Annotated in this window: 12 protein-coding genes and 3 pseudogenes; 1 reads left to right on the forward strand and 14 read right to left on the reverse strand. The window is 73.7% G+C overall.

Annotation, left to right across the window (positions count from 1 at the left end; genetic code table 11):
* Nucleotides 1-235: 235 nt before the first annotated feature.
* Nucleotides 236-2,452: pseudogene (locus WKH84_RS03670) on the forward strand (DEAD/DEAH box helicase); the annotation flags it as partial.
* 16 nt (nt 2,453-2,468) lie between these two features.
* Here WKH84_RS03670 and WKH84_RS03675 read toward each other — a convergent pair.
* The 14 genes and pseudogenes from WKH84_RS03675 to WKH84_RS03740 all read right to left on the reverse strand — a co-directional run bounded on the left by WKH84_RS03675 (nt 2,469) and on the right by WKH84_RS03740 (nt 13,838).
* Nucleotides 2,469-3,716 carry a hypothetical protein gene (locus WKH84_RS03675; protein ID WP_341855650.1) on the reverse strand — a complete coding sequence of 416 codons (1,248 nt, stop codon included), beginning with the start codon at nt 3,714-3,716 and terminating at the stop codon, nt 2,469-2,471.
* A gap of 49 nt (nt 3,717-3,765) precedes the next feature.
* Nucleotides 3,766-4,674 (reverse strand): chromosome condensation regulator, encoded by a 909-nt coding sequence (locus WKH84_RS03680; protein ID WP_341855651.1) that lies wholly within the window; start codon nt 4,672-4,674, stop codon nt 3,766-3,768.
* A 7-nt stretch (nt 4,675-4,681) separates the two neighbouring features.
* Complete coding sequence (locus WKH84_RS03685) at nt 4,682-6,706, reverse strand: helix-hairpin-helix domain-containing protein (protein ID WP_341855652.1); 2,025 nt, start codon at nt 6,704-6,706, stop codon at nt 4,682-4,684.
* Nucleotides 6,655-6,966 carry a hypothetical protein gene (locus WKH84_RS03690; protein WP_341855653.1) on the reverse strand — a complete coding sequence of 104 codons (312 nt, stop codon included), beginning with the start codon at nt 6,964-6,966 and terminating at the stop codon, nt 6,655-6,657. The genes WKH84_RS03685 and WKH84_RS03690 overlap by 52 nt, the downstream gene beginning before the upstream one ends.
* Nucleotides 6,873-7,238, reverse strand: coding sequence for a hypothetical protein (locus WKH84_RS03695; RefSeq protein ID WP_341855654.1), 366 nt, complete (start codon nt 7,236-7,238; stop codon nt 6,873-6,875). The genes WKH84_RS03690 and WKH84_RS03695 overlap by 94 nt, the downstream gene beginning before the upstream one ends.
* A 47-nt stretch (nt 7,239-7,285) precedes the next feature.
* Nucleotides 7,286-7,921 (reverse strand): hypothetical protein, encoded by a 636-nt coding sequence (locus WKH84_RS03700; RefSeq protein ID WP_341855655.1) that lies wholly within the window; start codon nt 7,919-7,921, stop codon nt 7,286-7,288.
* A 462-nt stretch (nt 7,922-8,383) separates the two neighbouring features.
* On the reverse strand, nt 8,384-9,064 hold the full coding sequence (locus WKH84_RS03705; RefSeq protein WP_341856765.1) for a tRNA methyl transferase PRC-barrel domain-containing protein: 681 nt from the start codon (nt 9,062-9,064) through the stop codon (nt 8,384-8,386).
* Entirely contained in the window at nt 9,064-9,534 is a 471-nt protein-coding gene (locus tag WKH84_RS03710) for a hypothetical protein (RefSeq protein ID WP_341855656.1), read from the reverse strand. The genes WKH84_RS03705 and WKH84_RS03710 overlap by 1 nt, the downstream gene beginning before the upstream one ends.
* The gene (locus WKH84_RS03715; protein WP_341855657.1) at nt 9,531-10,493 is read right to left on the reverse strand and encodes an aminotransferase class V-fold PLP-dependent enzyme; all 963 of its coding nucleotides are present in this window, start codon (nt 10,491-10,493) and stop codon (nt 9,531-9,533) included. Before WKH84_RS03715 ends, WKH84_RS03710 begins: the two co-directional genes overlap by 4 nt.
* Nucleotides 10,494-10,542: 49 nt before the next feature.
* Nucleotides 10,543-10,782: pseudogene (locus WKH84_RS03720) on the reverse strand (aminotransferase class V-fold PLP-dependent enzyme); the annotation flags it as partial.
* Nucleotides 10,679-11,683: a hypothetical protein gene (locus WKH84_RS03725; protein ID WP_341857066.1), complete on the reverse strand. Its 1,005-nt coding sequence runs from the start codon at nt 11,681-11,683 to the stop codon at nt 10,679-10,681. The pseudogene WKH84_RS03720 and the gene WKH84_RS03725, both read right to left, overlap by 104 nt.
* Nucleotides 11,684-11,818: 135 nt before the next feature.
* Nucleotides 11,819-12,049 carry a hypothetical protein gene (locus WKH84_RS03730; protein ID WP_341857067.1) on the reverse strand — a complete coding sequence of 77 codons (231 nt, stop codon included), beginning with the start codon at nt 12,047-12,049 and terminating at the stop codon, nt 11,819-11,821.
* 247 nt (nt 12,050-12,296) lie between these two features.
* Nucleotides 12,297-12,620: pseudogene (locus tag WKH84_RS03735) on the reverse strand (VWA domain-containing protein); the annotation flags it as partial.
* A 195-nt stretch (nt 12,621-12,815) separates the two neighbouring features.
* The gene (locus tag WKH84_RS03740; RefSeq protein ID WP_341855658.1) at nt 12,816-13,838 is read right to left on the reverse strand and encodes a vWA domain-containing protein; all 1,023 of its coding nucleotides are present in this window, start codon (nt 13,836-13,838) and stop codon (nt 12,816-12,818) included.
* Between the last annotated feature and the right edge of the window lie 13 nt (nt 13,839-13,851).

Raw genomic sequence — 13,851 nt, forward strand, 5'->3', positions numbered from 1 at the left:
AGAAGTCGGGTGGCAGGGGTGTCGGGGACGGAGGCTCCGGCGGAGCGACGGTGCGCGCTGAGGAGGTCATGGCCGGAACACTAGAGGGACCGGATGAGACGGGGTGCGCAGGGGATGAGAGGTGCATGAGAGCTGTCTCAGACGCCCGCCCAGGACCGTTCCTCCCCAGTGTGCGGGTGTCCACGACGGCGCCTCGGGGTCGTCGGGCGTCGGTCCGGCTTGCCACACTGGGTCCATGAGCACGACGCCGCACTCCCCCGCCGCCCCGACCGACAGCGCCGCGCCGCACGAGGAGGCCCTCGAGTCGCTGCGCGCCCTGACCGGGCGGGAGGACGCCCGCTTCCACCCCGGCCAGTTCGAGGCGATCCAGGCTCTGGTCGCCGAGCGGCGCCGCGTGCTGGTCGTCCAGCGCACCGGCTGGGGGAAGTCGGCGGTGTACTTCCTCTCCGCGCCGCTGCGGCGGCGGCGCGGGGCGGGGCCGGCGCTGATCATCTCCCCGCTGATCGCGCTGATGCGCGACCAGGTCGCGGCCGCGAGGCGGGCCGGGGTGCGGGCCGAGGCGATCAGCTCCGCGAATCCCACAGAGTGGCGGGACATCGAGGAGGGTCTCGCGGCGGATGAGATCGACGTCTCGCTGGTCTCCCCCGAGCGCCTGGTGAATCCCCGCTTCCGTGAGGAGCAGCCGCCGCGCCTGGTGGACCGCTGCGGGTCGCTGGTGATCGACGAGGCCCACTGCATCTCCGACTGGGGACACGACTTCCGGCCCGACTACCGCCGGTCGCGGGATCTCGTCGCCGAGCTCGGCTCCGAGGTGCCGGTTCTCGCGACCACCGCGACCGCGAACTCGCGCGTGGTCGCCGACGTCGCCGAGCGACTCGGCACCGGCGGGGCCGACGGGGAGGTGCTGACCCTGCGCGGCTCGCTCACCAGGGAGTCGCTGCGGTTGGGATCGATGAGCCTGGCCGATGACCGGCGGCGCCTGGACTACCTGGTGCGGCACCTGGACGCTTTCGAGGGCTCGGGGATCATCTACGCCCTGACCGTCTCCGCCGCGGAGGATCTCGCCTCCTTGCTGGACCGGCCCGGGCGTCGCGTGCGCGCGTACACGGGCCGCACCGATCCGGAGGAGCGGGCCGAGCTCGAACGCGCGCTGAAGGACAACGAGGTCAAGGCCCTCGCGGCGACCAGCGCGCTGGGGATGGGCTTCGACAAGCCGGACCTCGGCTTCGTGATCCACCTCGGGGCGCCCTCCTCCCCCGTCGCCTACTACCAGCAGGTCGGCCGTGCGGGCCGTGCGACCGACCGGGCGGACGTGCGCTGCTCGCCGGGGAAGGAGGACAGGGCGATCTGGGAGTACTTCGCGACCGCGTCGATGCCCACCCAGGAGTCCGCCTCGCAGGTCCTCGCCGCGCTCGCGGAATCCGGGACGCCGCTGAGCACCCCGGCGCTCGAGGCGCGGGTGGACGTGCGCCGCGGCGCCCTCGAGCCGCTGCTGAAGGTGCTCGCCGTCGACGGCGCGGTCCAGAACGTCAAGGGCGGCTGGGTCTCCACCGGCGCGCCCTGGCACTACGACGCCGAGCGCTACGAGACCGTCGCCCGCGCCCGCCGCGAGGAGCAAGAGGCGATGCTCGAGTACGAGGCGCTCTCCGGCGGGCCCGAGCAGTGCCGGATGGTGTTCCTCGCCCGTCAGCTCGACGACACGACCGCCGTGCCCTGCGGTCGCTGCGACGTGTGCGCGGAGCCCTGGTACCCGGCACCGGACGCACCGGCGACAAGCGCGGGCGAGGGCGGCGCCGAGGACGGGGCCGACGAGCGCGTCGCGGCGGCCGCTGGAGCGGGTCGGCGTGCCGGTCGAGCCGCGGGCGAGCTGGCCCTCGGGGCTCGACCGGTCGCTCGGCACGGGCGCGCCGAAGGGGCGGATCCCCGAGGGTGAGCGGGCCGCGGAGGGCCGGGTCATCGCGCGCATGTCGGACCTGGGCTGGGCGGTGCCGCCGCGGGAGCCGCTGCGCACCGACGAGGACGGCCGGCCCGTCGACGCGGTCGTGCCCGAGCGGATCGGCGCGAGGATCGTCGAGGTGCTGAAGGACTGGGACTGGGACCATCGACCCGCCGCGGTGGTCGCCGTCCCGTCGACCACGCGCCCGCGGCTGGTGGGCTCCCTCGCCGCGGGGATCGCCTCGATCGGACGGCTCGAGGACCTCGGCGCCCTCGACCTCTCCCCCGACGCCGCACCGCTGCGCGGCGGCGGGAACAGTGCCTTCCGCGTCGCAGACCTCTGGGAGCGCTTCGCGGTGGGCGCCGAGCCGCAGGCGCGGCTCGACGCCCTCGACGGTGCGCCGATCCTGCTGGTCGACGATGTGATCGACACCCGCTGGACGATGGCGGTCGCCGCGCGGTCGCTGCGTCGCGCGGGTTCCGGGCCGGTGCGCCGCTGGCGCTCGCGCAAAGAGGCCTGAGCGCCGGGGCGGTCAGCTGTAGCCGGCCTGCTTCACGGCGAACACCGCACGGAATCCCTCGCCCTCGGTGAGGGACCACAGCAGGTCGGGGCCGTCCGCATCCTCCCAGTAGCTGATCGACTGTCCCCAGGAGACCCAGGGGTAGGTGGTGAGCGCTCCCTCGCCGGACCAGTAGCTCAGGGTCTTGTGCCGGGAGCTGTTGAACCACCAGCGTCCGTTGTGGGACCCGGCGCCGTTGAGGAAGTGAAGGGGCACCTCGAGCGCCTCGCTCGCCGTCGTGGTCCCGGCGAAGGTGGGCCCTCCCTCCTGGAAGTCGAAGCGCACCGCACGGGTGGTGCCCGTGGGGTAGTTGTCGCAGCTGTCGTCGCAGCGGTACTCGGTCATGACGATCGAGCGGGTCACGCGATCCAGCGAGATCGTCGACCACACGAGCGGCTCGGTGCCCGCCTCCACCTCCGAGGAGATGATCCCGACCTGCGGCAGGACGTAGGCGTAGTTGTGCGCGTAGAAGGTGTCGCCCACACGACCGATCTGGTCCTTCGTGCCGCCGGTGTCCGTGGTGAGGATCTTGCTCATGTCGAACACGCGCATCCCGCCGGGCTCCGCCGCGGAGTCCGCGACGTAGAGCCGGTCCCCGTACCAGGCGATCCCGCCCGCGTGGATCTCCACGTCGCGGAAGCTGGGCTCCTCCGCGGTCCCGGTCGGTTCGACCAGCAGGATCCGTCGGTACGCATTGGGGTAGTTCGCGTCCCAGTCGATGAGGTTGATGCGGCTGGACTTCGGGGAGTTGTTGTAGAAGCTCACGGCGATCACCTGACGGCCGTCGTAGCGGCCGTTGCCCGCGGTGCCCACCGCATCGCGGCTGGTGGCGATCCCCTGCGGGAAGGCATCGGGGTCGTTCTCATCGCTCGTGGCGAAGCGGAAGCCGTGGACCTGGGTGTCGATCACCGTGGCGGGGGTGCGCTCGTGGTTGGCGTCGTCCATCACCTGGCTGACGCTCGCCCGCCCGGCCTGCTCGAGCGGCGCCTCGACCCGCGCGGTGTACTCCGTGTAGTCGGCGGTCAGTCGGAACGCGGCCGGATCCACCTCCGTGGGCGCGGGGGCGACCTGGGCAGGAGCAAGCGAAGCCCCGGTCGCGGTGACAGCGCCGAGCAGGCCGGCTCCCCACAGCGGCGTGCGTCGGTCGACGCCGGGACGGGGCGCAGGTGGATGAGAGGGCATGGTCGGGTCGGAGTGCTGGGCGGGACGCCGGGCGCTCATGGTCGAGCGGCCTTCCTGTCGGGTGCGATGTGCATCACGCACCCTTCCATCACGGGTGAGCGGTGTCGAGACCGTCGGCCCGCTCGTCCTCGATGCTCCTGGGTCCGGTGACCGGACGCACCGGTGGACCGAGGGAGGCTCCGGCGAGGCCCAGCTGACGGTGGGAATCGTCGCCTGCGGCGAGGACACGGCCGTCCGCTCCGAGCGCGAGGCTGTGGCGCGCACCGGCGGCGAGGGCGACCGCGCCCGTCCAAGCTCGCACCTCCTCGGCATGGCCGAGGGCGCCCGCCGCGGAGACGGAGCCGCCCTCGTGTAGGGCGAGGACGTGGTCGCCGCCGGAGGCGATCGCCACGACGCCCTGCCAGGACGCGATCTCCTCGCGCCCGTCGAGCGATCCCGTGAGCAGGACGTGGCCGTCGGAGCGGAGTCCGGCGGTGTGCAGGTGCCCTGCGCTCACGGCCACCATGTCGCGCCAGGCGCCCACCCTGCACTGGCCGCGTGAGTCGTTGCCCGTGGCCCGCGCCGTCCCGTCGGCCACGAGCCCCACGGTGTGCCAGTCCCCGCAGGCCGCCGCCGCGATGCCCCGCCAGTCCTCGACGTCGCAGGCACCCTCGGCACGACGGCCGACGGCGAGGACGGTGCCGTCCTCCCGGACGCCGACCGTGCGGCGCCAGCCGGCCGCGACGGCGACGACGTCTCGCCAGTCCCCGGTGGCGCACTGGCCGTGGGCATCCCAGCCGGTGGCGAGGACGGTGCCGTCCGCACGCAGGCCCACGGAGTGAGAGCGGCCGGTGTTCGCCGCGGCGTGCACGCCGCCCGCGGCGACCGCGACGACCTCACGCCAGCCCTCGACCCGGCACTCCCCCGCCGACTCCGCACCAGCGGCGAGCACCGTCCCGTCCGCGCGGAGTCCCAGGCTGTGGCGGGGCCCGGCGGCGAGGACCGCACCTGCGCTCACGGCCGGGTCACTCCGACGCGGCGTCGTCCCCGTCGGCGCCGTCGTCCTCGGCCTCGTCCGGCAGGGCGACCGCGTCCGGACCGCCCTCGAGCAGGGCCACGAACCCGGCCTCGTCGAGGATCCGCAGGCCCAGGTCGCGGGCCTTGGTCTCCTTGGAGCCGGCGTTCTCGCCGACCACCACGAAGTCGGTCTTCTTCGAGACGGAGCCGGAGGCCTTCCCGCCGCGGGTGATGATCGCCTCCTTCGCGCCGTCGCGGGTGAAGCCGTCGAGCCCTCCGGTGACCACCACGGTGAGGCCCTCGAGGGTCTTCACGAAGCCTTCCTCGACCTCGTCGGCCATCCGCACGCCGGAGGCGGCCCAGCCGTCGACGATCTCGCGGTGCCAGTCCGTCTCGAACCACTCCACCACGGCCTCGGCGATGATCTGACCGACCCCGTCGGTCTCGGCGAGCCGCTCGACGCTCGCCTCGCGGATCGCGTCCATCGTGCCGTAGGCGGTGGCGAGCGAGCGCGCGGCGGCCGGGCCCACGTGCCGGATCGACAACGCCACCAGCACCCGCCACAGCGGCTGGTCCTTCGCCTTCTCGAGCTCCGCGATCAGCTCCTCGGTGGTCTTCAGCGCCGCGGGCTCCTTGACCTGCTTCCAGGTGCTCTCGCGCTTGTAATGGCGGAACTGGGGGCGGGTCCAGAAGGCGGGCTGGATGCGCCAGTCCCCCGTCGGCACGCCGTCGCGCCGCTCCGGTCGCCACACGAATACGTCGGCGAGCGCGTCGGCGGTGAGGTCGAAGAGGTCCGCGCCGGTGTCGATCACGGGCTCCTGCACGGCGGGCAGCAGCGGGTCGTCCACCGAGGTGATGCGCAGCAGCGGCACCCCGTCGGTGCCCTGGACCACGTCACCGTTCTTGACGACCACGAAGGCGTCGAGCTCGGTGTCGGAGACGTCGCGGATCGGGAGGTAGACCGCGTGGCCCTCGGCAAGCGCCGCGAGCGCCTCGGGGCGGCGCTTGTCCGGGTCGGTCAGCGCGATCGCGCTCTCCTCGCCGAGCGACTCGATGTCGAAGGCGCCGCGGGAGGCGGCGTGCTCGACCCGGCCGGTGACCTGGGCGGGGCAGTTGCGGCGGTTCGGGCGGCGCCAGTCCTTGTCCCCCTCCTTCTCGGGTCGGATCTCGGTGCCGCAGGCGGGGCACTCCGTCGGCATCACGAAGGGGCGCTCGGTGCCGTCGCGCAGCGACTCGACCGGGCCGAGGATCTCGGGGATCACGTCCCCGGCCTTGCGCGCGACGATCGTGTCGCCGATCAGCACGCCCTTGCGCTCGACGTCGAACTGGTTGTGCGGCGTCGCCTTCTCGACGGTGGAGCCCGCGACCAGCACCGGCTCCATGATCCCGAAGGGGGTGACGCGGCCGGTGCGACCCACCTGCACCTGGATGTCCAGCGGCTTGGTGGTGACCTCCTCGGGCGGGAACTTCACCGCGGTCGCCCAGCGCGGGGCGCGGGAGGTGGAGCCCAGCGCGCGCCGCTGGGCGAAGGAGTCGACCTTGACGACGATGCCGTCGATCTCGTGCTCGAGGTCGTGGCGGTGCTCCCCGTGGTGCTCGACGTAGGCGGCGACCTCGTCGACCGTGTCGGCGACGCCGAGGTGGGCGCTGGTGGGCAGGCCCCAGGACTTCAGCGACTCGTACATCTCGGACTGGGAGTCGACCGGCGGGTCCGGCCAGGCGCCGAGGCCGTGGACGGTCAGGCGCAGCGAGCCCAGGCGCGCCTCCCCGGCCTCGCGCTCGAGGCCGTCCTTCTTCTCCAGCCGCTGGCGCAGGCCTCCCGCGGCGGTGTTGCGGGGGTTGGCGAAGGTGGGGAAGCGGCGGGTCGCGGCGAGCATCTCGCGGTCCTCGTCGAAGGCGCGGGTGCCGGTGGTGTCGCGCGCCTCCCAGCGGGTGCGGGACTCGGCCACGGCGCGCTCGCGCGGCTCGACCTGCAGGTCGTTCAGCGCCGCGAAGGCCTTGGTGGGCATGAACACCTCGCCGCGCACCTCCACCAGCGGCGGATGCCCCTCTCCCTCGAGTCGCTGCGGGATCCCCTCGATGCGCGCGCGTTGGCGGTGACGTCCTCGCCGGTGCGGCCGTCTCCGCGGGTCGCGGCCGTGACGAGCTCGCCGTTCTCGTAGCGGAGGTTGATCGCGAGCCCGTCGATCTTCAGCTCGTTCAGGAAGCGCACCGGGGCGCTGAGCTCCGCGGCGGCGTGCTCGCACCACTCGCGCGACTCCTCGAGGGAGAAGACGTTGTCCAGCGACTGCATCCGCTCGGCGTGCACGATCGTGGGCAGGCCCCCAGCCGCGCGCCGCCGACGGTGCGGGTGGGCGAGTCCTCGGAGGCCAGCCGCGGGTTCTCCTCCTCCAGCGCCCGCGGCTCCTTCTCCAGCGCGTCGTACTCGCCGTCGGCCATTGTCGGGGCGTCGTGCTCGTAGTAGTCCACCCGCGCCTGCTCGATGCGGGCGGTGAGCTCGGCGATGCGCCGCTGCGCATCGGCGGTCTCGTCGGCGGGGCGGGGATCGGGCTCGTTCGTCGTCACGGGGACATTGTCGCGCACGGGGCCGACGGGCGGCGAGGCGGAGAGCGTCAGACCGAGACGCGCTCCGCCCAGGTGGGGGCGATCCGGAGCATCGCCTCGAGCGCCGCCTCGTCCAGCAGGGTCGAGTGCTCGGGCTGGGCGGAGGGATCCACCCGGCCGGAGTGCAGGCCGTGGGAGGCGCCGGTGTGCGCGATGACCGTGACGCCCGCGGCATCGGTCTCGGAATGTCCGAGGCGCCTCCAGGTCTCCAGCATCGTCTCGAGCTCGGGGGCGAGGTTCCCGCCGGGGCGGGGGTCGACCACGATCTCGAAGGCACAGCCGTCGTCGGCGGCCTCGGCGATGCCCTCCCAGAGCGCGCGCCCCTCGGGAGTGGACAGCGAGGGCAGGCGGCGCGGGGCGATCGCCATGCGCCGTGCGCCCGCCTCGCGGGCCGCCCGCAGCAGGGCGATGTCGGCACCGACGCCGAGGGTCACGTCACGGGCGTCCAGGCCGTAGTCCTCCAGCGCCACGTACAGCGAGCGCCACAGCACCGCGATCTCGGGAGCAGGGAGCGGGTCGTAGCGGCGACGGCCCGAGGGGGTGGGGATGCGGCCCTGGTGGATCGCGGCGACCGCGTCCTCGCGCACCAGCACGTGCTGATGGCCGCCGGGCACGCGCTCGCGCGGCTCGGTGAGGTGGTCCACCAGCCCCTCGGCCAGCAAGCATCGGCAGGTCCCGCACTGCGCCGGGATCGGCGAGGGTCCGCTCCCCGGACTGCAGGAAGGTGGCCCCGGCGAGGGTCGCGGGCCCGAGGGTCGTGGCCATCACCGTGCCCTCGAAGCCGAGCCAGGCGATCCGCGCGGCGTCCAGCACCCGGGCCCGCGGCTCGCGGGCGTCGCGCCAGGCCAGCCCCGTCCCGGCGCCGAGCCGCCAGCCGTAGCTGACCAGGTCGCCGGTGGTCTCGGCGAGCGGCCGCGAGGGTCGCGGGCAGCAGGTGGTCGGTCTCGTCCAGGCCGAACGCGGAGGGTAGATAGAGCCGGGTCGCGATCTGCTCCTCGAGGTCGTCGCCCAGCAGGGCGCGCAGGCGCAGCAGTGCGGCGAGGTGCGGGTCGTCGGGCAGATCGAGGCGCTGGGCCTCCTCCGCGGTCGGGGCGCGGAAGGTGCCGTCACCGGTGAGGGTGAGCAGGGGGCTCATGGGCGACGCTCCAGGGTGGGCGCGGCGAGCACGCGGTCGCCGTCGTAGAGGACGAGGGTCTGGCCGGGCGCGACCCCGCGCACCGGGGCGTCGAGGGCGACGCGCAGCAGGCCGTCGGAGGCGGAGTCGTCGGAGGCGGCGGTCCCGGTGCGCGCGGAGGCGGCGGGGACCTCGAGGATCGTGCCGGGCGCGCCTCGCCGTGGGCGCGGATCTGCGCGGTGACGGCGCGGCCGGCCTCGAGCGGCTCGAAGGCGATCAGGTCGGTGGCGACCAGCTCGCGGCGGGAGAGCGGCTCGGCCGCGCCGATCACCACCTGTCGGGAGGCGGGGTCGATGTCGACCACGTAGCGGGGTGCGCCGTCGGCGGCGGGTCGCTGGATCCCCAGGCCCCGGCGCTGGCCGACGGTGAAGCCGTGGGTGCCGCGATGGGTGCCGAGCACCGTGCCGCTTGTGTCGACGACCTCTCCGGGCGCCTCGCCGAGGTGCCGCTCGAGGAAACCGCGGGTGTCGCCGTCGGCGACGAAGCAGATGTCGTAGCTGTCGGGCTTGGTGGAGACGCCGAGCCCGCGCTTCCGCGCCTCGGCGCGGACGGCCTCCTTGGTCTCGTCCTCGCCGAGCGGGAAGAGGGAGCGTCGGGCCGCCTCCGGGCCCATCACGGCCAGGACGTAGGACTGGTCCTTGGCCTGGTTGCGGGAGCGGTGCAGGGAGGGGCACCGCCGGGGCCGTCGGCGCGGATCGAGGCGTAGTGCCCGGTGCACACCGCGTCGAAGCCCAGCGCCGTGGCCCGCTCGAGGAGGGAGGCGAACTTGATCCGCTCGTTGCAGCGCACGCACGGGTTGGGGGTGCGGCCGGCCGCGTACTCGGTGAGGAAGTCCTCCACGACCAGGTCGTGGAAGTCGTCGGAGAGATCCCAGACGTAGTAGGGGATGCCGATCCTCTCGGCGGCGACGCGCGCATCGGAGGCGTCCTCGACGGTGCAGCGACCGCGGGAGCCGGTGCGGGTCTGGTCGCGGCTCTTCGACAGCGCCATGTGCACGCCGACCACCTCATGGCCGGCGTCGGCGGCCCGTGCGGCCGCCACGGCGGAGTCCACGCCACCGCTCATCGCCGCGAGCACCTTCATGGTGCGTCCTCCTCCGTGGTGCGTCCCTGCCCGCCCCTGCGGGCGCATCCCCACGAGTCTACGGAGCCGGGGCCCCTCCCCCAGAGCCCTGGGGACGTGAGATGCGCCCCGTGCTCAGCGGCGCAGGGAGCCGACGGCGCGGGCCCGCTGGAGCGCCTCCGGCGGCGCGGCCAGCAGCAGCTCGACCTCGCGCTCGGTGCTCGTCCAGCCCAGCGACAGCCGCGCGCGCCGCGGGAGTCCTCGTCGGAGACGCCCATCGCGGCGAGGACGGGGCTGGCCTGGGTGACCCCGGCCGAGCAGGCCGAGCCCGCGGAGGAGTCGATCCCGCGCTCGTCCAGCAGGAACAGCGGCGCATCGCTGTCCGCGCCGGGCGCGACGAGATGGAGGATGTGCCCGGACTGCGGGGAGTCCTCCGGCGGCGTGAAGCGGACCGACGGGTCGATCTGAGCGATCCCGCGGCGCAGGCGCGCGGCGAGTCGCCGCACCTCGCCGGAGCGCTGCTCCCGCTCCGCGAGCGCCTCCTCGAGCGCGGCGGCGAAGGCCGCGGCCTGGGCGGCGTCGAGGGTGCCGGAGCGGACCCCGCGGCGCTGTCCGCCGCCGGTGCTGGTCGGGGCGAAGGGCACGCCCGGCCGCGCCACGAGCACGCCGACGCCGACGGGGGCTCCGATCTTGTGCCCTGACAGGGACATCAGGTCCACGTCCTCGGAGCCGGGCAGAGCCACGTGCCCGGCGGCCTGGACCGCGTCGGTGTGCAGGAGGGTGCCGTGGGCGCGGGCCGCCTCGGCGAGCGCGGCGATGTCCTGGACGGCGCCGGTCTCGTTGTTCACCAGCGCGGCGCTGAGCACGCCGACGCGGGAGTCGGCCAGCGCCTGCTCGACCCCGTCGGTCCGCAAGACGCCGTGGGGGTCGACGGGCGGCTCGCGCGGCCGCGAACTGGTCGGGGCCGGCGGCGAGAGCACGGGCGGTGGCGAGCACGGCGGGATGGTCGGTCGCGGCGACCGCGACCGCGCCGCGGGCCGGGTCCTTCGCCCGCACGCCCAGCGGCGCGCCGCGCGCCGCGAGGTTGTCCGCCTCGGTGCCGCCGGAGGTCATGATCAGCCAGGCGCGGGGCACGCCGAGCGGCTCCGCGATGCGACTCAGCGCCTCATCGAGCACTCCGCGGGCGCGCCGGCCCGCGGTGTGGACCGAGGAGGGATTCCCCCAGGCGGTCGAGGCCTCGAGGAAGGCGTCCCGGGCGGCGGGGCGCAGGACCGTGGTCGCGGCGTGGTCGAGATAGGCGCGCTCCCCTGCCGTCCCCTGCTCGCTGCGCGCTCGTCGCGTCGGCGGTCACCAGGGACGCTCCGGGTCCTGCGGGGAGCCGCCGGTCTCGTCGCCGCCGTCGCCGCCCTGGGCGTCGCGGTTGCGGCCGCTCGACCTCGTCGTCCTTGCTGTCCTCCTCGGAAGGGCCGTCGGTGGGCTTCTCCTCCTCGGGTCCGTCCCCCTCGGGGTCGTCCTGCTTCGGCTCGCCGGGGTCCTGCTGCTGCGGGGTGTCGCCCTGGTCCTCGCCCTCGCCGCCCTGCTCGGTGCCGCGCTCGTCGGGATCGTTGCCGGCCTCCTCGTCGGCGCCGCGGCGCTTCTCCTCGACCCGCTCGCCGTTCTCCTCGGTGGTCTCGGAGTCCTCGTTGCCGGTGCCCTCGCCGCCACCGCCGCCGCCCTGGCCCTGACCCTCGCCCTCGCCGCCGCCTCCGCCGCCGGCGCACGGAGCGAGCGGCTCCTCGGCCTCGAAGAGCCGGTCGGCACGCGCCTGGGGGTCCTCGATCAGGTCGGCCTGGCGCTCGATGGAGAGCGCGAGGTTGTTGAGGATCTTGCACTGGGCGTGCATCGGGGAGTTCAGGTCGCTGTGGGAGTTCCACTCCTCCAGCGCGATCCGCGGCTCGGCCTCCGCGGCCGCGTCCTCCCCCTGCTGGAGGAGGGTCGTGCCCTCGGAGAGGTGCGGGAGGTAGGGCTCGAACCAGTTGGCGACCTGCACCGGGGCGAGGCGCTCGATCGCAGTCGGGTAGTCCTGCTCCCCGTAGGCGTCCAGGTGGGTGGCCTGCGCGATCGGCATGGAGACGAACTTCAGCGCCAGCAGGGCCAGGGCCAGGATCGGCAGGGCGAGGATCGCGAACACGATGATCCGCACCTTCCGCGACCGGGCCCGGTTCAGCCCGAAGTCCTTCGCGGCCGCCGCGGGTGTCCTGCGCGAGCGCGGGCGGCCGGGACGCGTCGGGGGCCGGCGTCGCGGGGCGCGGGTCGAGGGACGTGCTCATCGCTGTGCTCCTCGGATGTCGTGGCGGTCCAGCCGGCGCGGGAGCCGGTAGGTCATCTCCCCCAGCTCCCAGATCAGCAGGGCCGTCAGCGGGATCGAGGCGAACCAGTACCAGTCGTCGAAGCTCGCCACGCCGCGGGTGGACTCCGTCGGGACCGGGCGCAGGGTGATGCCGTCCATGGTGCCCTCGATCGGGGCGTCGGGGTCGGTGCGGTGCAGATACGGCACGCCGAGCTCGCCCGCGATGGTCTGCAGCTCGCTGCTCGTCGATCGTGGAGATGCCGGGTCGCCCGTCGGGGCCGGTGATGTACTCGCCGTGGTCCTCGCCGCCCTGGATCTTCATCGGCCCGCCCTCGGCCGTGCCGTAGCCGAGCACGCCGCCGCCGTCGACGAAGCCGGCCGCCTGCGAGAAGGACTCCGACTCCTGCCCGTCGGTGTTCTCGCCGTCGGAGAGGAAGTACACCAGCACGGACGAGTCGGGATCCTCGCGCTTCGCGTCGGAGATCTCCCTCAGCAGGGACGGCGGCGGCCGGTCCACGTTGGAGCCGGTCGAATAGGCGGTGGGCTCGGTGGTCAGGGTGTCGACCCAGGCCTTCGCGGCGCCCGCGTCGGTGGTCAGCGGGAGCCGCTCGGTGGCGGTGGAGTCGAAGGCGATGATCGAGTAGCGGACGCCCTCGGTCATGGACATCACCTGCTGCATGTCCTGCTTCACGCCCTCCAGGCGCGGTCGCTCGCCGGCGTAGTCCTCGGCGTTCATCGAACCGGTGCGGTCCACGACGAAGAACACGTTCGCGTTCATGCGCTGGGTCTGCTCCCCCTCGATCGGGGTGACCGGACGCGCCGCGACCACGAGCAACAGCAAGCACCATCAGGGTGCGCCGCGCCCAGGCGCCGCGCTGGCGGGGACGGCGCACGAGCATCACCGTGCACAGCACCAGCATCGCCCCGAACAGCGGGATGATCGCCCACAGGGGCATCAGCATCTCGAGGTGCATCAGCGCGACCTCCAGCCCAGCACGAGGATCCCCACCAGGGACAGGAAGGTCAGGGTGAAGCCGATCGCGGGATGGTCGGTGCGCACCACGGACGGCTCCGCCCCGAGCACCTCGGCCTGATTCTTCTGGATCTCGCCGATGATCGAGGGGATCGCCTGGGGGTCGGAGGACTCGTACAGCTCGCCGTCCTGGTCCTCGGTCGCCGTCTGCGGCTCCTCGAAGCGGCCGGGGCCGCACTCGTAGGCGCCGGGATAGAAGGTGTACAGGTCGATCTCGCGGTCGGCGACGCGCTGGGTCGCCTCCTGCAGGGTGAACACCGGCTCGCCGTTGACCTCGTTGTCGGTCGCGAAGATGATCGAGCGCGACCGGTCCTGCTCCGCCTGGTCGAAGACTTGCGCGCAGGATGCGAGCCCGTCGGGCACGATCGAGGCCTCGTCGGGGATGCCCTTGGTGCCCTCGACGAACTCGACGTACTGGCGCACCTTCTCCTCGGGGTAGTCCTTGTTCCCGAGCCGGTAGCCGAACTCGTCGAAGTCGATCGCTTCCGCGCCCTCGCGCGACTCGCGCTCGATCAGGTCGTAGTCGTTGGTCAGCGGGAAGACGGTGCGGCTGGTCGAGTTGAAGATCGTCAGCGCCACCCGCTCCCCCTCGAAGGAGTCGACCATCTCCGCGAAGGTGGAGAGGATCTCGGTGTCGTACTCGTACATCGAGCCGGACACGTCCAGGCACAGCACGATGTCGCGGCTGGCGAACTCGGGCGTCTCGATCCGCTCGCTCGCGATCCGGCCCGAGAGCAGCGAGGCGGCGAGCACCGCGAGCACGGCGATGCCGACCTGGGCGGCCCGCACCACGCGCGCGACCCGCTGGGCCCGGGCGAAGCTCGGGATCCGGTCCATGTACTGCGAGTTCGCGATCAGCACCGGGGAGCGGCGCAGGGAGCGACGGTTCCAGAACGTGATCGCCCAGACCACGATCGCGGCCAGCAGCAGCAGGGCGGTGACCCACCAGAAGGTCATGACCATGCCCGGATCACCT

The sequence above is a fragment of the Brachybacterium sp. GPGPB12 genome, from assembly GCF_038396325.1.
GTDB lineage: Bacteria > Actinomycetota > Actinomycetes > Actinomycetales > Dermabacteraceae > Brachybacterium > Brachybacterium conglomeratum.

What these genes read in the sequence shown, in the direction of transcription:
- WKH84_RS03740 (WP_341855658.1), bottom strand. Translation starts at nt 13,838, where the DNA reads ATGGTCATGACCTTCTGGTGGGTCACCGCCCTGCTGCTGCTGGCCGCG.
- WKH84_RS03690 (WP_341855653.1), bottom strand. Translation starts at nt 6,966, where the DNA reads ATGCAGTCGCTGGACAACGTCTTCTCCCTCGAGGAGTCGCGCGAGTGG.
- WKH84_RS03710 (WP_341855656.1), bottom strand. Translation starts at nt 9,534, where the DNA reads ATGAAGGTGCTCGCGGCGATGAGCGGTGGCGTGGACTCCGCCGTGGCG.
- WKH84_RS03705 (WP_341856765.1), bottom strand. Translation starts at nt 9,064, where the DNA reads ATGGGCCCGGAGGCGGCCCGACGCTCCCTCTTCCCGCTCGGCGAGGAC.
- WKH84_RS03675 (WP_341855650.1), bottom strand. Translation starts at nt 3,716, where the DNA reads ATGAGCGCCCGGCGTCCCGCCCAGCACTCCGACCCGACCATGCCCTCT.